The sequence below is a fragment of the Pseudomonas sp. SWI7 genome (assembly GCF_006351945.1).
GTDB classification, from domain to species: domain Bacteria; phylum Pseudomonadota; class Gammaproteobacteria; order Pseudomonadales; family Pseudomonadaceae; genus Aquipseudomonas; species Aquipseudomonas fulva.
The window spans coordinates 3745128-3764739 of sequence record NZ_CP040930.1 but is presented as its reverse complement, the minus strand read 5'-3'; the positions used below and the strand labels follow the sequence as shown (position 1 = coordinate 3764739).

Here is a 19612-nt window from a genome sequence, read left to right as displayed (position 1 = left end):
ATTAGTCGCCAGGCCCTTTACTGTACATGCATACAGTAAAGGGTGTAGCCATGTCATATTCACCTCCGTTGAAGGGCCGCGGCACTGCGCATAACCCGCATAACCGCTTCGGCCCTACCCACTCTTCGCATGAGGACGATGGCTGGTACCAAGATGTACCGGTCACGCAAGGGACCGAAGTGCGGATCGAGACGGCCAAGACGGTTATCAGCCGCAATACCTCACCCGATTTGCCCTTCGACCGGTCGATAAACCCTTATCGCGGTTGCGAGCACGGGTGCATCTACTGCTATGCACGCCCTTCGCACGCCTATTGGGATTTGTCGCCTGGTCTGGATTTCGAAACCAAGCTGATTGCCAAGACCAATGCAGCCGATGTGCTGGCGCAGCAGCTGAGCAAACCTGGGTACGTGTGTGCGCCAATCAACCTGGGGGCGAACACCGACCCTTATCAGCCCATAGAGCGCGAATACATGCTGACCCGGCGTTTGCTGGAGGTGCTGCTGAAGTTTCGCCACCCAGTGACCATCGTTACCAAGGGCGCCTTGGTTCTGCGTGACCTTGACCTGTTGACCGAAATGGCCAGCTTGCGGCTCGTGCGCGTGATGATCAGCCATACCACCCTTGATGCCGGCCTCAAGCGCATTCTGGAGCCCCGTGCCGCTTCGCCTGCTGCACGCTTGCGGGCCATACGCCTGCTGCGCGATGCCGGCGTACCCGTAGGCGTCCTGTGCTCGCCGATCATTCCCATGATCAACGACTGTGAACTGGAGCAGTTGCTGGAGTCGGCGCAAGAGGCTGGGGCGCAAAGCGCAGCCTACATGATGCTTCGCTTACCGCTTGAGGTGGCCCCTCTGTTTGAGCAGTGGTTGCACGATCACTACCCGCAGCGTGCAGCCCATGTAATCAGCCTTATTCGGCAAAGCCGGGGTGGAGCGCTTTATGACAGCCGTTTCGGTGCTCGTATGCGGGGCGAGGGTATTTTTGCGCAGTTGTTGGCGCAGCGTTTTGACAGGGCTGTACGCAAGCTGAACCTGGAGGGCCGTGAATCTCTGCAACTTGATTGCTCATTGTTCAGCCCACCCGGCAGACAACTTCAATTGCTTTGAACCAATTAACGTAGATGCTGTCCGGCTTGCTCGTTGATATCTAAGTGCCATCATCGGATGGCTGTCTTATATCAACTCACAGCCAACAGAAGCGATGTTTGCGCGGGAGGCAATTGTGAACTGGGCCACAAAAAAAAGTTTTGGCTAATTGTGAATTGCCTCTCATTTTTTGTGAAAGGCGATCAGTCAGCGGTAGTGGCGTTTAGCTGCCAGCATTACTGGCGCTCATGGTAGAGACCAGCTACGGCGCGGGTTTCAGAGGCACGCGTGCGGTCAATTCGAAGAACGCTCGTACCAATTTTGTAGGAAAAGACTTACATGGCTGTAAGAGATTTACCATTTCGTTAGCAATTGTTGCTCCGGTAACCTCCGCGCCATTGTGGATCGCCTCTCGTAACTTGAAAGCATCTGGTCAGCCCAGGTGGATATTTCGAGCGAGGCGCGTTTTGCCCCTCATCAGTAGTTGAAGATCTGTAACACACGCTCGGTGGAATACCTTGCGATTGGGTCAGCGTTTAATTCATGGACGAATAGTGTGGATATTGCAGAAACTGTCAGCCTGAAAGATCGCGCCAAGAAAAAACTTGAACGCGATGCCGGCCCGCTGATTATCGACGCGCTCAACCATCCGCAGACCGTCGAGTTGATGTGTAACGGCGACGGTAAGCTGTGGCTCGAACAATTGGGCCAACCGATGAGGCACATTGGCGACCTGCGCCCGGCGCAGGCCGAGTCCATCATCAAGACCGTGGCCGGCTTCCATGGCAAGGAAGTGACCCGCAGCAAACCGCTGCTCGAAGGCGAATGGCCCCTCGACGGGTCGCGCTTCGCGGGCCAGCTTCCGCCAGTGGTGCGCGCCGCCACGTTTGCGATCCGAAAAAAAGCGGTCGCCATCTACACCCTGGACCAGTATGTGGAGTCGGCGATCATGACGCCGGCCCAGTGCGATGCCATCAAGCGGGCCATCCGCGATCACCGCAATATCCTCGTTATCGGCGGTACGGGTACCGGCAAGACCACCCTGGTCAACGCGGTCATCAACGAGATGGTCATCGAGTTTCCCAGTGAGCGGGTATTCATCATCGAGGACACCGGTGAGATTCAGTGCGCTGCCAAGAACTTCGTGCAGTACCACACCACCGTCGACGTAAGCATGACCCACCTGCTCAAGACCTCCTTGCGCATGCGGCCTGACCGCATCTTGGTCGGTGAGGTGCGTGGCGAAGAGGCACTCGACCTGATCGACGCCTGGAACACTGGTCACCCTGGCGGTGCTGCGACCCTGCATGCCAACAGCGCCAGTGAAGGGCTGACCCGTCTTAAATCCCTGGTTTCTCGCAACAAGTCGGCCCCGGCCGACATCGAGCCGCTGATTGGCGAAGCGGTTCACGTCGTCATCTCCATCGCCAGAACCCCAGAAGGCCGCCGCATCCAGGAAATCCTCGAGGTTTCCGGGTACGAAAACGGCCGTTACATCATGCGCAACCTCTAGGAAAACATCGCACATGCAAGCCAACATTTCTCTGTCCCGCATCAATGCCCAAACGTTTGGCTACCTGGCGCTCTGCCTGTTGATGCTCTACGTAATGGTCACCCCGGAAAATGCATTCGCCTCTACTGCCGGTAGCGGCAGCTTGCCCTACGAGAGCTGGTTGGAGTCTCTGCAGAAATCGGTGACTGGCCCAGTCGCCTTTGCCCTGTCGCTGATCGGCATCGTGGTCGCAGGCGGCGTGCTGATCTTCGGTGGCGACCTCAACGGCTTCTTCCGCACGCTGATCTTCCTGGTGCTGGTTATGGCACTGATCGTGGGCGCCAACAACATCATGCAGAAATTCTTCGGCACCTCGGCTGAACTGGCCCAATCGGTACCGATGATGACTGCCCACTCGGTACAAGGGCAGGTCTGAACCATGGCGCTGCGCACCATCCCTATTCGCCGTGCGGGAAACCGCGACAATCTGTTCATGGGTGGCGACCGCGAGCTGGTGATGTTCTCCGGCCTGCTGGCATTCGCCCTGATCTTCAGCGCCCAGGAATTGCGCGCCACGGTAGTCGGGCTGGTGCTGTGGTTTGCCGCACTTTTCATTCTGCGGGTCATGGCCAAGGCCGACCCGAAGATGCGCCCGGTGTACCTGCGTCATCGACGCTACAAGTCTTACTACCCGGCGCGTAGTACCCCGTACAGGGACAACCCGCCAAGTCAGGGAAATCAATACAAATGATCGAAGGTATTGCGTATGCCATCGCAGCCCTCGGTGCGTTGCTGGTCCTGCTGCTGGTCCAGCGTCTCCTGCAGGTCGATGCCGAGCTCAAGCTCAAAAAGCACCGCTCCAAAGATGCGGGCCTCTCAGATCTGCTGAACCATGCGGCGCTGGTCGACGACGGTGTGATCGTCGGCAAGAACGGCGCATTCATGGCTGCGTGGTTGTATCGAGGTGACGATAACGCCAGCAGCACCGACGCCCAGCGCGAGTTGGTATCGCTGCGTATCAACCAGGCCTTGGTTGGGTTGGGCAGTGGGTGGATGATCCACGTCGATGCCGTGCGGCGTCCTGCGGTCAATTATTCCAGCAAGGGTTTCTCGCATTTCCCGGATCGGCTCACCGAAGCGATGGACGAAGAGCGACGCAGCTTCTTCGAGTCATTGGGATCGTTGTATGAAGGTTATTTCGTCCTGACGCTGACTTACTTCCCGCCCATGCTGGCGCAGCAGAAGTTCGTCGAGCTGATGTTCGACGATGACACGCCGCCGCCAGACCACAAGGCGCGCACGCGTAACCTTATCGAGCAATTCAAGCGCGATTGCACCAGCGTCGAGGGCAGCCTGTCGTCGGTGCTCAAGATGACACGTTTGAAGGCCAATACGCTGGTGACAGAGGAAGGCGCACAGATCACCCATGAGGATCTGCTCAGCTGGGTCCAGTTCTGCGTGACCGGTATAAGCCAACCCGTACAGTTACCAAGCAACCCCATGTACCTGGATGCCATTCTTGGCGGCAAGGAACTGTGGGGGGGCGTGGTACCGAAGATCGGCCGCAACTTCATTCAGGTGGTGGCGATAGAAGGTTTTCCGCTGGAGTCTGCGCCCGGCATCCTGGCCGCGCTTGCCGAGCTGCCCTGCGAATACCGGTGGTCCAGTCGCTTCATATTCATGGATACCCATGAGGCCGTGCGACACCTGGATAAATACCGCAAGAAATGGAAGCAGAAGGTTCGTGGCTTTTTCGATCAAGTCTTCAACACCAACAGCGGCAATATCGACCAGGACGCGCTCTCGATGGTGCAGGATGCGGCTGACGCGATCGCCGAGGTCAACAGTGGCTTGATCGCTCAGGGCTATTACACCAGCGTCGTAGTCTTGATGGATGAGGACCGCCAGCAACTTGAAGAAGCCGCCCGTGGTGTGGAGAAGGCCATCGAGCGGCTTGGCTTTGCCGCTCGTATCGAGACCATCAATACGCTGGACGCGTATCTGGGAAGCCTGCCGGGCCATGGCGTTGAAAACGTCCGTCGCCCGTTGATGAATACGCTGAACCTGGCTGACATGCTGCCCACCAGCAGCATCTGGACAGGCAGCGCCGAAGCCCCCTGCCCACTCTACCCGCCGCTTTCGCCGGCGCTGATGCACTGTGTAACCAGCGGTGCCACGCCGTTCCGTCTGAATCTGCACGTGCGCGATCTGGGTCACACATTCATGTTCGGCCCCACGGGTGCGGGTAAGTCCACGCACCTGGCGCTGATCGCTGCACAACTGCGCCGCTACCAGGGCATGTCGATTTTCGCCTTCGACAAAGGCATGTCCATGTACCCCCTCGCAGCAGGTATCCGGGCAGAAAGTGCCGGGAGCTCCGGGCTTCACTTCACCGTAGCGGCCGACGACGAGCGTCTTGCCTTCTGCCCGCTGCAGTTCCTGGAAACCAAGGGTGACCGCGCGTGGGCGATGGAATGGCTCGATACCATCCTGGCGCTGAACGGCCTTGAGACCACCGCTGCACAGCGTAACGAAATTGGCCATGCGGTGATGAGCATGTACCGCGACGGTTCGCGCACCCTTTCCGAGTTCTGCCTGGTGGTGCAGGACGAGAACGTGCGTGAAACCCTGCGCCAGTACACCGTCGACGGAACCATGGGGCACCTGCTCGATGCCGATGAGGATGGTTTGACACTGTCCGACTTCACCGTCTTCGAGATCGAAGAACTGATGAACCTGGGCGACAAGTACGCCTTGCCAGTGCTGCTTTATCTGTTCCGCCGTATCGAACGCGCGCTCAAGGGGCAGCCGGCGGTGATCATTCTCGACGAAGCCTGGCTGATGCTTGGCCACCCCGCTTTCCGCGAGAAAATCCGTGAGTGGCTCAAAGTGTTGCGTAAGGCCAACTGCCTGGTACTGATGGCTACCCAGAGCCTGTCGGATGCCGCCAACTCTGGCATTCTCGATGTCATCGTCGAGTCGACGGCCACCAAGATCTTCCTGCCTAACGTCTATGCACGTGATGAAGACACTTCATTGCTGTACCGGCGCATGGGCTTGAACGCCCGGCAGATCGAAATCCTCGCCACCGCCGTACCCAAGCGTCAGTACTACTACGTCTCGGAAAACGGCCGCCGGTTATATGACCTTGCCCTGGGTCCGCTCGCCCTGGCGTTCGTCGGCGCCTCCGATAAAGAGTCGGTGGCCGCCATCAAGCGACTGGAAGCCAAGTATGGCAACGGTTGGGTGGACGAATGGCTGGCCGCCCGTGGCCTCAGACTGAATGATTATGGAGTGGCCGCATGAGCTTCGCTGAACGCATGAAAGCGATGGTGCGCAAACGCCCCGCTGAATCTGTCGATACCGTTACCGGCGCCCCGTCGCCGCAAGGCGCAGTACTCGACAACCCCTACCTGACGGCCCGCCGTACCTGGAATGACCATGTCGGCAGCGTCGTGACCTCGCGCCTGATGTGGCAGGTGGTTGCGATCCTGTCGATGATGATCGCCCTGGCCTGTGTGGGCGGGCTGATTCATATCGGCAGCCAGTCCAAGTTCGTGCCCTACGTGGTTGAAGTGGACAAGCTTGGGCAGCCATTGGCGGTAGCGCCGGCGCAGGTGGCGCAGCCAGTCGATCAACGCGTTGTGAAATCGCAAATCGCCAGCTTCATTGCCGATGCCCGCACCGTCACGCCGGACGTGGCGCTGTTGCGCAAATCGATCTTCCGCATTTATGCGCTGCTCAGCCAGAACGATCCGGCTACGCAGAAAATGAACGAATGGCTCAACGGCACCAAGGACTCGAGCCCGTTCGTGCGCGCTGCAGAGGAAACCGTCAGCGTCGACATCCGTTCGGTCATGCAGCAGACCCCGGAGACATGGCAGGTGGACTGGGAAGAAGTCACTCGTGATCGGCAAGGCCTGGTCAAGAGCAAAGTCAACTGGCGTGCCCTGGTAACCACCTATACCGCCGAACCCACTACTCAAACCAGCGAAGAGCAACTGCGGATGAACCCGATCGGGACCTATGTGCGCGACTTCTCCTGGTCTAAGCAACTCTGAAGGACCGACCATGAACCGTTATCTTTGCGCTTTGCTCGCCGCCGCACTGCCTGCGTTCGTTCAGGCCGCGCCCGGCACCAGTCAGGCCGACCTGTACTTCTCGGACGCCAACCCCACCTTGACCCCGCAGGAAAAGGCCGCCCTGGCCATTTCCCAGCGTTGGCAGCAGGCCAGTGCCACTGGCATCAAGCCGGTCGATGGTGGCGACGGCACTGCCCGCTTCATCTTCGGTGCCCAGCAGCCGAGCATCGTCTGCGCCGTGTTGCAGGTGTGCGACATCGCCCTGCAAGCCGGTGAGCAGGTCAACTCGATCAACCTGGGTGACACTGCACGCTGGACCGTCGAGCCGGCCATCACCGGTGTGGGCCCGAGCGAAGTACAACACCTGATCATCAAGCCCATGGACGTGGGGCTGGAGACGTCGCTGGTGGTCACCACCAACCGCCGCACCTACCACTTCAAGCTCCGCTCGCACCGCACCCAGTACATGCCGCAGGTGGCCTTCACCTATCCGGAAGAAGCGCTGGCGAAGTGGAACATGATCAAGCAGCGCGAAACCACCGAGCGCAAGCGCGCGACCATCCCCGAAACCGGCGAATACCTGGGTAACCTGAGCTTCGACTACACCGTCGAAGGCGACACTGCCTGGAAACCCGTGCGGGTTTATAACGATGGCAGCAAGACCATCATCCAGATGCCACAAACCGTAGCCCAAACCGAGGCCCCGTCGCTGATGGTGGTGCGCAAGGACGGCGGCTGGTTCCGGGATGATGAGACCGTGATGGTCAACTACCGCATCCAGGGCGACCGTTACATTGTCGACACCGTGTTCGACAAAGCCATCCTGATTGCCGGCGTGGGCAAGTCCCAGGACCGTGTCACCATCCAGCGGGGTAAATGAGCATGCGCGCTTGTCTAGCACTGTTCGCCACCCTGTGGCTGGCCGCCTGTGCCAACGGGCCTTATGGCAACTTCGCCGAGCGCACATCGCCTGCGGTCAACCAGCAGCTGGCGCAGGCCACCGTTCGCCAGTTGGCGGTGGTGCACCCGCCTGCCAGCACCCGCTTGCGGTTTGCTCAGGAAACCCGTGATGGCTTCGGTACTGCCCTGTTGAGCACTCTGCGCGCCTCGGGCTATTCCGTGCAGGAGTTCGACCCCAAGGCGCAGCCAGCGCCTGCTGCGCGCGGCGTGGTACCTGCGCTGCCGCTGAACTACGTGGTCGACACCCCCAAAGACACCCAGCTGCTGCGGGTGATCCTGCGGGTCGGCCCTGAAACCCTGAGCCGTGCCTATGGCGTACAGAACGATCGCCTGCTGGCTGCTGGCGTCTGGGTTCGCAAGGAGTGACATGGGATGAGTAAAGCTAACGATGCCATGTCCCCGGATGCCTCCCCTGGCAAGCTGAACCGCAGCAGCGGTGTGCGTCGCGTGAACAACTGGCCGATGTACATCATCGGTGCTGCGACCGCTATCTTCCTGCTGATCATGATGCTGGTGGCAGCGGATCGGTCGGGTGAGCAGAGCGAGCCGAAGGACAAGAAGAGTGAAAAAACGGGCAACAGTAGCCTGTTTGCCAGTCAGATCAGCGGTATGGACTCGGACGGGATCATCCCAAGCAAGGCAGAACCGCCAAAAGTGCCAGTGCTCGACAACGCGCCCGCGCGCGAACCTGAGCGGCTTCAGGTGGTGCGCCCGGACAACCTTGATGCGCCGCCATTGCCTCCGCGTGCGTCGCAGCCAGATGTGAATGCGGACGAGTTGCAACGCATTCGCGTAATGAAGGCGCAGCAGTTCCAGGAGGCAGTGCGGGCCAGGAGCACCGTTCAGGTGCAAGCACCGCGTAGCGCAGCATCCTCTCAACCGACTCATGGTCCGCTGGGCCCTCAGGACGCGCTCGCAAACATTGCGGCTGCACGCCAACGGTTGGATGAACAGGCGCGAAGTGATCCAAACAGCGCCTTCAAGGCCCGCATGGCCGAACTGCGTCGTGCAGGCATGGGCGGCGTCGGTGGTGGCGCTGACGGCGACGATGACTCGCCGTTTAGAGTAACGCCTTCATCCGCTCGCAATGCGGGCTACGACCAGTTCGCCGCAGGTGGGAGCGAAGATCGTTGGGCACTGAATTCGAAAGTGGAGGCACCGAGAAGCCCTTACGAGTTGCGCGCCGGCTTCATTATTCCCGCGATGCTGGTGTCTGGGATCAACTCCGACTTGCCAGGGCAGATCATTGGGCAGGTCACTCAGGGCGTCTATGACACTGCGACCGGCAAGCACTTGTTGGTGCCTCAGGGCGCGCGGCTGGTGGGGTCGTACTCCAGCGAGGTGGCCTATGGTCAGGCGCGAGTACTGGTTGCCTGGCAGCGCATCATTTTTCCAGATGGCAAGGCGATGGATATCGGCGCGATGCCTGGAGCGGACGGCCTGGGCTATTCCGGTCTGAGCGATCAAGTCAATAACCACTATGTGCGACTCTTCGGGTCTGCCTTCCTGATGTCCGGCGTAGTGGCCGGGATCAGCTTGAGCCAAGACCAGAACAACAGCAGCAGTTTTGGTGGCGGCAATCAGCGCGAGAGTGCCAGCAGCGCCATGAGCGAAGCACTGGGTCAGCAGTTGGGTCAGGTGACGGCCCAGATGATCGCCAAGAACCTGAATATCGCCCCCACCCTCGAGATTCGCCCTGGATTCCGTTTCAACGTGATGGTCACCAAAGACCTTACGTTTTCCAAGCCTTATCAATCGTTTGACTACTGATGGACTAAGTCAAGGAGAGGACTATGAACAGACCTACCGCGTTTAAATCGGCTCTGGGCTTAGTGGCTGGTATCGGGCTCGCCCTGCAAGCCCATGCTGGGATTCCAGTGATCGATGGAGCGAATGTGGCGCTTAATAAGGTCACTTCTATTGAAAGCATTGCCCAGACTGCAAAGCAGATCGAAGAGTATGCAACGCAGGTTAACCAATACAAGACACAGCTTGATCAGTACGAAAACATGATCAAGAATACTGTCGCCCCTGCAGCTTATATCTGGGATGAAGCGAACAACACGATCAACAAACTGATGCGTGCCCAGGATATGCTGGACTACTACACCAATCAGGCGGGTAGTTTCGATTCCTATTTGGATAAGTTCCAGGATACAAGCTACTACAGGAACTCCCCCTGCTATGGGAGCGGCGGATGCTCAGCTGAAGACGAGGCGGCCATTCAGAAACAACAGGACATGGCCACTGCATCCCAGAAAAACGCAAACGATGGGATGTTCAAGAGCATCAAACAGCAGCAAGAAAACCTGAAAGCGGACGCTCGGCAGCTTGAGAGGCTCCAACAGGCTGCCACCACTGCCGATGGACAAGTGAAGGCCATTCAATATGCCAACCAACTGTCTAGCCAGCAGGCCAATCAGCTACTTCAACTGCGTACCTTGATGCTGGCGCAGCAAACCGCCGAAGCCAACCGTCATGCTGCAGAGCTCGATGAGCGAGCACGTGGCGAAGCCCAGAATCGCAGGCTCACCGATTGGACTTATAAAAAGAGCCCTAAAGATGATTTTTAATGGAGAAGTTATGGAAGTGTTTAGCGTAAAAGCTGCCCTCGTGCTGGTCACTGCCGGGTTGCTGGCAGGTTGCTTTGGCGAAGACGTACCGCAGGCTACGGCTGAAAACTGCTCGCCCGTTATGTACGAAAAAGTCCTTGCAGAACTTTCGAAAGAGGCCAGTAAAAATGAGTTCAAAGCCAACTGTGATAGTTTCTTGTCTTCCAAAAAAATGACGGATTGGGAATTTAAGAAAAGTCCGAAAGACGATTTCTAGTAAGGAATGAGTTTTATGCTTGGCAAACGTCGGGATTTGTTCGTAAACGCCTTGGCTATCCTCGCCATTCTGTCAATCCCGGCGGTGGCTCAAGCGGCGGGCCCCGGGTTAGGCAGCTCGGGAATCATGAACGAAGTGCTCCATCGCTTCCGTGATGCCACCCAGGAATGGTTGCCCGCCATTCAGGCTGCTGCTGAACGGCTGTTTTTGGCACTGACCGTGATTTCCATGGTGTGGACGTTTGGGCTCATGCTGCTCAAAAAAGCCGACATTGGCGAGTTTTTCGCAGAGCTGATCCGGTTTCTGGTGGTGTTCGGGTTGTTTTGGTGGTTACTGAGAAATGCCATGCAGGGCCTCCAATTGGCTGAGAGCATCGTGAGATCATTGAGCGAACTGGGATCGACAACCGGTAATATTGGTACTACTGATCTCCAGCCGTCTACCATTGTCGACATAGGGTTCGAACTCTATGACCGGACAGTTAAAGCGACTGATAAGCTGAGCTGGTACCAAATGGGCCGGCAGATCACTATGGAACTAATGGCAATCGTTGTTCTGGTCGTCCTGGCCGTAGTGGGTATCAACCTGCTAATACTTCTGGCATCGAGTTGGTTCTTATTGTATGCCGGTGTGTTTTTCTTGGGCTTCGGCGGCTCGCGATGGACTTCTGATATCGCCTTGAACTATTACCGAGCGGTATTAGGTGTCGGGGCCCAGCTGTTTTCGATGGTCCTTCTTGTCGCCATTGGCAAACGTTTCATTGAAGACTTCGCTAACCGCATTAGCGACAAAATGGCAGTGCAAGAGCTGGCTGTGATGCTCGTAGTCTCTGTGCTGCTACTTTTACTTGTTCACAAAATTCCGCCCATGATTGCAGCGCTGGTAGGTGGCGCAGGCAGTGCTTCATCGGGCATCGGAAACTTTAGCGCAGGCGCGGTAGTGGGTGCGGCAACTACCGCTGTTTCGATGGCTGGAAAGGGTGCATCTGCAGTCGCCAGCGGCGGGGCAAACCTGATAGGTGGTGCGCAGGCTGTGCATGCCGCATTCAAAGGAGCGCAATCAAGCGTCGCATCTGGCTCCGACATTGGCTCGCGCATGGCTAGCGGTCTTTCCGGCATGTTGGGTGGCGGCACCAATGGGGGCCAAGCGGGTTCACCTGGCGGCAAAAGTAGTAGTTCGGAATCAAGTCCTCTCAGCTCAGTGATGGGCCTGTCCTCATCATCGAGTGCGGGAAGCGTACAAAGCGCCTCCTCTAGCGGAGGCGAACAGTCCTTGACCAGTGCAGGTGCAGAGTCGTTTGGTTCATCTGCTGGCGGGGCGCAAGAGAGTGTCGCTGACGCTGGAGGTGGAAGCACAGCTGGGGGCAGTAACGACTCTGCAACCGCCGCTGGCGCTGCGGTTGCTCAGGGGGCTAGCACCTCTTCCGCCTCAAAAGACGCTGCAGGCAGCACCGCTGGCAGCGGTTCAGCTCAGACCTCCTCAAGTAAGTTGGGTAATGCGGGACGTGTCGCTTTGCAAACCACAGCGAATCTAATCTCAGGTTCAGGCCGTGTGGCGCAGGCGCGCGTAGACAAAAGCTCGGGCGGTAAGCTGGCTCAGGCAGTGAGCAATAGCGGCCAGCGTACATCAGGCAACTTGGACACGCAGTCAAAAAGCCGTGACTTCAACCCCGACGCAGAAGTGAAGAGCTTCAGCGAGCGCAAACAAGATTTGTCCTGACCTGGAGGTCGTTGTGAAGAACTCAATACGCTCAACTCAAATACTGTTGGCCGCCACGCTTGCACTGGCTGTTGTGAGCCCAGCCCAAGCCGGTGACCCATGCGCCACAGTACTGTGCATGTTCGGCAAGCTCAAAGGCGCCGGTGTCGTTGAAGGCTGCGAGGGTCCAGTAGCCGACTATTTCAATATCGTTAAGAGAAAAAAGCATGGTGGTATCAAGTGGAACGATACCGCTAACGCCAGGCAGTCTTTCCTGGATAGCTGCCCAGCAGCTGACTCGGATAAGACCAAAGAAATTAACAACAAATTTGGCAAAGTGATCTAGGCCTACGCGCATGCCCATCGACGCCCCGCCTCCGCTCCCGCCACTCGAAGAGCCGATCGTGTGCTCGGTCATGGCCGCCGTTAAGTACGAGCTGCCCGTGAACATCGTGCTCGCGGTGGCAGCTCAGGAAGGCGGCAAGCCGGGCCAATGGGTGCGCAATACCAATGGCACCTACGACGTAGGCCCCATGCAGTTCAACACCAGCTACCTACGCGAGCTCGCCCGTTACGGCATCACTGCCCAGGATGTGGAGCAAGGTGGCTGCTATGCCTACGACTTGGCGGCTTGGCGCTTGCGCGGCCATGTGCGCAACGACCGTGGCGACTTGTGGACGCGGGTCGCCAACTACCACTCGCGCACCCCCGCCATCAATGCCCGTTATCGCCAGCAAGTGATGCGTCGGGCGGCCTGGTGGGCCGATTGGCTGGATGAGCGCTTCGCCACGCAGCAAGTAGCACAAGGCGCCGTCTTGTCTACTGCCCCGGGCCAAGCGCCTGTCGTTGCGGCGAGCACCTCTTTTGAAGCGACGCCGGTCGTTGAAACGCAGCCAGCCGTGGCCCAGCCTAAGGCAACGACCGCGTATGTGCCGCGAGGTCTGGTGCTGGGCGGCAAATGATAGTGAATGTACTGTGCGGTGACATTTCAATCAGCGCAAACCGTGAGTTGTTCACGTTGTTGGATACGCGTGTAGTGGCCCCAATTTCGGGATTTATCAGTATTCTTCGATCAACTTAGCCGGATGACCCATGCGAATACAACCTGTCAAGAGCCATCCGGAGACGGAGGTCACGGAGGATAAATGAGTAGAACCGACATTCTGAGTACATGGGTTCCCGCCGCTGCAAATAGCGCCATTCAAGGCTGCTGGTCTCGCCTGCGTCTGAGCTGGCTCGCCACGCTGGTCCTGGGAGCGTTCGTGCTCCTGCCGGCTACTTCCTCTGCACTCCAAGCCAAGGAGATTTCCATGCAAGACAATCAAGGCCAATACCAACCCTACACACCTGGCATGAAGCTACCAGAGGGTGTGTTCCCACCTATGCAGGGTTATACACACGAAGATTTGGTAGGCGCTGCAGCCAAGCGTGCCGAGGCCGTGCTCAAGCGTGGTGGCGTGGATCCAACACTGGTACGCGAATCGTTGATAGCGCTAGCCAAGCACTTCAACCAGGCGCTTGAAGCCCAGAATGTCGAGTACCAGATATCGACCTGGTATCAGAAACCTTATGCAAACCCTGCCGATCGCGACAAAAGCGTCGCTGACATGGCGGAGACCTTCGGCGCACTGGCCGTCCGGGCCGCAACTGAATCTCTCAAGGGGTCGCCGTTGCTGGACCAAGACAGGGAGCTGCTTGGTGAATACATCAGCAGTGCCGGGGATGGCGTTCACGATTTGATCGCTGGCCTGGAAAAGCCAGGCGCCTGATCGTTATCCAGAGCGGTACCGAGAGCCCGTACCGCGCTACGAGCACCATAGGGACATGAAATGAGTGATGCCAAGCGCTTTACGGTGTACTTCGATGGCACCGGGAATAACAAAGACCTAAATACGCCGGAAGGTACGCAGACTAACGTCGCGCGCCTTTTTGAACTTGATACGGCCAAGGGCACCAACTTGGCACGCAACTCAGGGCATGTTCCGCAGCAGTACGACACGCAGGAGCGTTCGGGCCAGTCTGAGAAAATCTATTTCGATGGCGTGGGCAGCCAAGGCCAGACATCAGGGCGCTCGCTCATCGAAGGCGCTACCGGGCGCGGCGCACAGGAGCGCGTTGACCAGGCCTACGACGCTATCGTGGCCTTTCATAACAAGTATCCCGGTGAGCAGGTTGACGTAAATATCGTTGGCTTCAGCAGGGGTGCATCGCAGTCCAGGGCGCTCGCTAACAAATTCATTGAAAGCGGCGTGCCTAAGCTCGACGGGCAAGGCAAGCCTACTGGGGATTTTCTGATTCCCCCTGGGCAAGCGCACGTCAACAAGCTGGGGATCTTCGACACTGTGGCCACCGATGGCCTGTCCATTACAGACACGCACCTGGGCAAGAATCTCGAAATCGGCAAGAACGTCGATTCGACTACCCACTTGGTGGCCATGAACGAATACCGAGATACGTTCAGGTTGACCAGTGCGCTGCGCAATGACAATAACGGCAAAATCGAGGAGCTGAAGTTCGCAGGCGCCCACTCGCAGGTCGGTGGTGGCTATCAGAATGACGTGCTGGCCGCGGGTCCTCTTGCCGTGATGTACGATCGCTTGCAGTCGGCAGGCATCGAACTCAAACCGATGCACCAGGAAGATGTGCAACGCGTCGAGCAGTACAATGAATTGATAAAGGATCCGCAGAAGGTCCAAGCAGCGCTCATTGATTCACGCCTGATAAAAGGTGAAAAGGCATTTTCCCAAGACGAGAACGGCGCCTACAAAACCCTCGACAATCAGCCCTTTCCTCTGGAAAGAGGGACGCTCAATGTCTTTGATCGCCAAAGCCGGCCTTTCGATCACGAACCCGATGGCAGGGGCGTGATTTTCGAGAACGACGACAGCCTGAGCCGCAGCAGCGTCACCCGTGGCCTGGAAGGGCTTGGTGGCAGTCTTAAGGCGTTGGGCCAGAATGCGCTGGAAGCCACATCGCGTTTTGTCGGGCTTGATACGCGCAAGCAGGCCAAGCAAGACGGGCTTGACGTCATTGATCAGCTGCAGGCGGAAAGAGCAGCGGCTGCGCAGAAGCAAGTTTCTGATTTGACGGGCGACCTGAAGGCATCGCGCCCCAACGCGACTTACATCGAAGGCATAAAATTACAACCTGTCCCAATTCCCAAAACTGCTTCGCACGCCCAGGAACTGGATCCTCTCTCGCAGCCACGTAACGAGTCGTTCAAAGCGATGGAAGATAAGGCTCGTGCCATGAGCCCATCAGCAACTATTAATGAGGCTTCCCAATCCGGGCGCAAGGCTACCAGCGGTATGGTCGTTGGCATGGACGAACACCATATCCTTCAAAAGGTCGGTCAGACTGATCAATTCGTGATCCATGACCGGCGTGACGTCGACCCTAACCGAAACTTCCAGGTAGGCAAAAGTACAGCCATCGTCAACGAGAAAGGTATTGGTGAGCTGGGGCGTAGTACCCCACCCAAGATCGAACTTGATGTGGGGCTAGGTCAGGCGATGCGTAGATAAATCCATCTCGACCTGCAGACCTTGCCAGTTCACGTGTTGTACGCGTCGCTCGGCAGTCAGTTGCCGGCCTGATCGCAGGCGCTACCCCACAAACCTGAGAGTCCAAAATGACTGAAAAAAACGATGCCTATTCGTGCGATACACGCGGCATGAAGCTGCCCGATGGGGTCTTCCCCCCTATGCAGGGATATACCCATGAGGACTTGATAAGCGCGGCGGCAGTCCGTGCCGAAGCGGTACTGACCAAGGATGGTATGGACCCCACGCTGATTCGGGAGTCGCTATTGGCAATGGCAAACTACCTCAAGCCAGCATTCGAGGCCCAAAACGTCGAGTACCAGATCTCGACGTGGTACCAAAAACCATATGCGGACCCGGCGGATCGTGGCAGAAGCGTTGCTGACATGGCCGAAACCTTTGGCGCTCTCGCGGTGCGAGCCACCACCGAATCTCTGCGAGGCTCTGCGTTATTGGACAAAGACTGGGATTTTATCCGTGAGTACATCAGCAACGCGGGGGACGGCGTGCACGACCTGATCGCTGGCTTGGAACGGCCAGACGCCACACCGGATGTGTAGGGTCACCAGGCCGAGTGAATGAGGACACCAAGCTCGTCGAACGTTCTCTCACGACTTAGTCGAGGTAGGCACCCTGTTCTGGTGCAACATTGGTCTGCTGAGCCTCATAACTTCTCGGCTTCGCCTGTCTTGTGAGGCCAACGCATCAACAGAAAAACACTTCAGAAGGACGCAGGCCACTCAACGACCAAACTTCAACCATGGAAAATACCATTGAATTTCATTCCTCATTATGGAGGAGAGTGATGAACCAAAAAAAACGTTGGCCTCAAGGACGCTGTGGACTAATGCGCGGCGGCCTACTGGGCTTTGCACTGACTACCAGTCTGGTAGCGCTGCTGATCAATTCCCCTGTTCAAGCAAAGGAGCCAACCATGGCTGATAAAGACTACACCTACCACCCCTACACCCCTGGCATGAAGCTCCCCGACGGTGTCTTCCCGCCCATGGAGGGTTACACCCATGGTGACCTGATCGCAGCCGCTCAGGTCCGCGTTGAGGCGTACATGAAAGCGCACGATATCGACCCGACGCTGATACGTGAGTCGTTGATCGCACTGGCGGCGCACATGAATGAAAAGTTCGAACGTGAAGGCGTCGAATACCAAGTGTCGAGCTGGTATCAGAAACCCTACGACGATCCTGCCGCACGAGCGCGCAGTGTCGAGGCGATGAGCGAAGAGTACGGTTCTGCGACCGTCGAAGCCGCCGCAGAATCGATGGACGGTTCGCCATTACTGCATCAGGGCAGGGAGTTCTACAAAGGTTACATCGGGGCGGCAGGTGATGCAGTTCGTGATCTCATCATCACGCTGAACAAACGAGACGCCTGACCGCGTACCGGCGTGGTATGCACGCCGGCTCGCGAACACTCAAGCCTTACAACTGCATAGGGACGTGACATGAGCGACGCTCTGCGATTTTCGGTCTTTTTTGATGGCACCGGGAATAACAAAGACCTGGACCAACCTAAAGGCATGCACACGAACGTGGCTCGCCTGTACGACCTGGATAATGCCCAAGGTACCAACTTGGCCAGAAACTCCGGTCACGAGCCCGCTCAGTACGACAGTACCTTGCGTACGGGACAGTCCGAGAAGGTGTACTTCGACGGCGTCGGCAGTCAGGCACAGACGTCCGTTCGCTCGGCACTGGAAGGTGGGACGGGCCTGGGCGGGCAGGAGCGGGTTGAGCAGGCGTACAACGCCATCGTGGCGTTCCACAACAAATACCCGGATCAGAAAGTCGATGTAAACATCGTCGGTTTCAGCCGTGGTGCTGCCCAGTCGCGTGCCTTGGCCAATGAGTTCATTGATCGTGGTGTGCCCAAGCTCGATGACCAAGGCAAAAGCACGGGCGAATATCTGATTCCTCCCGGACAAGCTCACGTTCACAAGTTGGCGATCTTCGATACCGTTGCTTCCTATGGGAACGCCTTGTCCGACGAGCACTTGGGCAAGAACCTGGAAATCAGCAAGAACGTCGACTCCACCACTCATCTGGTGGCCAGTAACGAATACCGCGGTACGTTCCGGTTGACCAGTGCACTGCGCAATGATGACAACTCCAAGATCGAAGAGGTGAAATTCCCTGGTGCGCATTCGCAGGTGGGTGGCGGGTACAGGGATGACGACCTAGCGGCTGGGCCACTTGCCCATATGTACAACAGCCTTGAGGACGCCGGCTTTGATCTCAAGCCAATGTTGCAAGAGGACCTCCAGCGCGTCGGACGCTATAACGACATTATTCAAGATCCTGCCAAGGTTCAGGAGGCCCTGATCGATTCTCGACTCAAGGATGGGAATCTGGCATTCGGACGGGGTGAAGACGGCTCGTATATTGTCTTGGACAATACGCCGTTCATCGGTGAGCGAGGCACGGTGCTGAGCTCTAATCGCCAGACTCGGCCGTTCGATCACGAGACGAATGGTCGAGGCGTGATTTTTGAAAATGACGACTCGCTGAGCAAAACGCGGATCCAGCGTGGCGTGGAGACGGTCGGGACATGGTTTGAGAAAGCCGGCGATCAACTCAAGAACCGGGCTGCGGAATTCGTGGGTAAGCGTCCCGAAGTCAGTCAAACTGTCGACAAGATGGGCGACGACCTCTTCGAAAAGCAGCTCAAGCAGTTGAATGCGCAGTCTACGGCGCAGAGCCAAGCCATGAAGGCTGCGATGACGCAGTCCAGGCCCGACCAGGCCTACATCTCTAGCCTGAACCTGCAACCTGTTCCCATACCCGGTCAGAAAAACCGCCCGGGCGAGGAAGATACTCAGGCCCGCCAACGTGGTGAATCCCACAAAGCAATGGAGGAAAAGGCTAAGTCGCTAAACCCTGGGGCCAGTATTCGCGACGCTGGGCAAGAGGGCCGCTCTGCCACCAGTGGCATGGTCGTGGACATGGATGATCACCACATCTTGCAGAAGGTGGGGCGCTCCGATCAATTCGTGATTCACGACCGTCGTGATGTGGACCCCAACCGTAATTTCCAGATTGGTAAAAGCACGGCCATCGTCAACGAGAAGGGGCTCGGCGAGGTCGCGCGCGACATGACACCCAAACTCTCCCTCGAAACAGGACTGGGCCAGGCGATGCGCAGATGACGCACACCAGCGCGCATTGCGCCCCTGCACCTGCCGATCAGGTGGCAGCGCCGGGCGTTCGATTTCAGACCGGTGCGCTTGAAGCGTTGAAGTGGCTGGCATTGTTGTTGATGACCGGCGATCACGTGAACAAGTACCTGTTCAACGAGACGCTCCCCTATCTGTTCGAAGCTGGCCGTGTCGCGATGCCGCTGTTCGTGATGGTGCTGAGCTACAACCTGGCGCGCCCGACGACTTGGCACAATGGCGGCCACCGGCGTACCGCCTGGCGCCTACTGGGCGTCGGCCTGCTCGCCACGCCGCCGTTCATCGCCTTGGGCGGGCTGTGGTATGGCTACTACCCGTTGAACATCCTCTTCACCCTGCTGGTCATCACGCTTACCCTGGCCGCCTGCGAGCGCGCCTTGGCAGGCCAACGCTGGGCGTGGTTCGTGGCACTGATGGTGTTCGTGCTCGGCGGCGCACTGGTGGAGTTCTGGTGGCCGGCGGTACTGCTGGGGCTGTGTACGACTTGGTTCGTCCGTCGTCCCAATCCGATAGCCGCACTGGGCGCAGTGCTCTCGTTGGCATCGCTTACCTATATCAATGGCAATGCCTGGGCCATGGCTGCCCTGCCCATCGTGCTGCTGGCGCGCGGCCTGTCACTGAACGTACCGCGGTGGCGCTGGCTGTTCTATGCCTATTACCCCCTGCACCTTGCGGCGCTTTGGCTGATCCGTATCCCCATGGCCAAGGTCGGTTACCTGTTCCTGATTTGA

Annotated in this window: 20 protein-coding genes; all 20 read left to right on the top strand. The window is 57.8% G+C overall.

Translation table 11 applies throughout. The annotated features are described in order from the left end of the window. The first annotated feature begins 50 nt into the window (after positions 1-50). Positions 51-1109 carry a PA0069 family radical SAM protein gene (locus FH041_RS17135; protein ID WP_059183494.1) on the top strand — a complete coding sequence of 353 codons (1059 nt, stop codon included), beginning with the start codon at positions 51-53 and terminating at the stop codon, positions 1107-1109. 541 nt (positions 1110-1650) lie between these two features. After that, the gene (trbB, locus tag FH041_RS17130; protein WP_305955236.1) at positions 1651-2601 is read left to right on the top strand and encodes a P-type conjugative transfer ATPase TrbB; all 951 of its coding nucleotides are present in this window, start codon (positions 1651-1653) and stop codon (positions 2599-2601) included. 13 nt (positions 2602-2614) lie between these two features. Then, positions 2615-3016 carry a TrbC/VirB2 family protein gene (locus FH041_RS17125; RefSeq protein WP_050587287.1) on the top strand — a complete coding sequence of 134 codons (402 nt, stop codon included), beginning with the start codon at positions 2615-2617 and terminating at the stop codon, positions 3014-3016. 3 nt (positions 3017-3019) lie between these two features. Continuing rightward, positions 3020-3331, top strand: coding sequence for a conjugal transfer protein TrbD (locus tag FH041_RS17120; RefSeq protein WP_023532470.1), 312 nt, complete (start codon positions 3020-3022; stop codon positions 3329-3331). Beyond that, on the top strand, positions 3328-5886 hold the full coding sequence (locus FH041_RS17115; protein WP_027913263.1) for a VirB4 family type IV secretion/conjugal transfer ATPase: 2559 nt from the start codon (positions 3328-3330) through the stop codon (positions 5884-5886). Before FH041_RS17120 ends, FH041_RS17115 begins: the two co-directional genes overlap by 4 nt. Next, positions 5883-6641 (top strand): VirB8/TrbF family protein, encoded by a 759-nt coding sequence (locus FH041_RS17110; protein ID WP_027913262.1) that lies wholly within the window; start codon positions 5883-5885, stop codon positions 6639-6641. Before FH041_RS17115 ends, FH041_RS17110 begins: the two co-directional genes overlap by 4 nt. Positions 6642-6651: 10 nt before the next feature. Further along, the gene (gene trbG / locus FH041_RS17105; protein ID WP_023532808.1) at positions 6652-7542 is read left to right on the top strand and encodes a P-type conjugative transfer protein TrbG; all 891 of its coding nucleotides are present in this window, start codon (positions 6652-6654) and stop codon (positions 7540-7542) included. Positions 7543-7544: 2 nt separating this feature from the next. Beyond that, positions 7545-7988 carry a hypothetical protein gene (locus tag FH041_RS17100; protein WP_081728179.1) on the top strand — a complete coding sequence of 148 codons (444 nt, stop codon included), beginning with the start codon at positions 7545-7547 and terminating at the stop codon, positions 7986-7988. A 6-nt stretch (positions 7989-7994) separates the two neighbouring features. Next, positions 7995-9392, top strand: a complete 1398-nt coding sequence (locus FH041_RS17095; RefSeq protein WP_027913260.1) for a TrbI/VirB10 family protein — start codon at positions 7995-7997, stop codon at positions 9390-9392. A gap of 23 nt (positions 9393-9415) precedes the next feature. Then, the gene (trbJ, locus tag FH041_RS17090; RefSeq protein WP_033694858.1) at positions 9416-10195 is read left to right on the top strand and encodes a P-type conjugative transfer protein TrbJ; all 780 of its coding nucleotides are present in this window, start codon (positions 9416-9418) and stop codon (positions 10193-10195) included. A 10-nt stretch (positions 10196-10205) separates the two neighbouring features. Continuing rightward, positions 10206-10451, top strand: coding sequence for an entry exclusion lipoprotein TrbK (gene trbK / locus FH041_RS17085; RefSeq protein ID WP_027913259.1), 246 nt, complete (start codon positions 10206-10208; stop codon positions 10449-10451). Between the two features lie 15 nt (positions 10452-10466). Further along, positions 10467-12170 (top strand): P-type conjugative transfer protein TrbL, encoded by a 1704-nt coding sequence (gene trbL, locus FH041_RS17080; protein ID WP_050587286.1) that lies wholly within the window; start codon positions 10467-10469, stop codon positions 12168-12170. Between the two features lie 118 nt (positions 12171-12288). Continuing rightward, positions 12289-12495 (top strand): TrbM/KikA/MpfK family conjugal transfer protein, encoded by a 207-nt coding sequence (locus FH041_RS23305; RefSeq protein WP_144435207.1) that lies wholly within the window; start codon positions 12289-12291, stop codon positions 12493-12495. 10 nt (positions 12496-12505) lie between these two features. Next, complete coding sequence (locus tag FH041_RS17070; protein WP_027913257.1) at positions 12506-13111, top strand: hypothetical protein; 606 nt, start codon at positions 12506-12508, stop codon at positions 13109-13111. A 348-nt stretch (positions 13112-13459) separates the two neighbouring features. Continuing rightward, on the top strand, positions 13460-13918 hold the full coding sequence (locus tag FH041_RS17065; protein WP_027913256.1) for a hypothetical protein: 459 nt from the start codon (positions 13460-13462) through the stop codon (positions 13916-13918). A 60-nt stretch (positions 13919-13978) separates the two neighbouring features. Next, positions 13979-15673 carry a DUF2235 domain-containing protein gene (locus FH041_RS17060; RefSeq protein ID WP_059183493.1) on the top strand — a complete coding sequence of 565 codons (1695 nt, stop codon included), beginning with the start codon at positions 13979-13981 and terminating at the stop codon, positions 15671-15673. Between the two features lie 107 nt (positions 15674-15780). Beyond that, complete coding sequence (locus tag FH041_RS17055) at positions 15781-16251, top strand: hypothetical protein (protein WP_027913255.1); 471 nt, start codon at positions 15781-15783, stop codon at positions 16249-16251. Positions 16252-16496: 245 nt separating this feature from the next. Further along, entirely contained in the window at positions 16497-17084 is a 588-nt protein-coding gene (locus FH041_RS17050) for a hypothetical protein (RefSeq protein ID WP_231977362.1), read from the top strand. Between the two features lie 69 nt (positions 17085-17153). Further along, positions 17154-18854 (top strand): DUF2235 domain-containing protein, encoded by a 1701-nt coding sequence (locus FH041_RS17045; protein WP_050587284.1) that lies wholly within the window; start codon positions 17154-17156, stop codon positions 18852-18854. Beyond that, positions 18851-19612, top strand: coding sequence for a TraX family protein (locus FH041_RS17040; protein WP_050587283.1), 762 nt, complete (start codon positions 18851-18853; stop codon positions 19610-19612). Before FH041_RS17045 ends, FH041_RS17040 begins: the two co-directional genes overlap by 4 nt.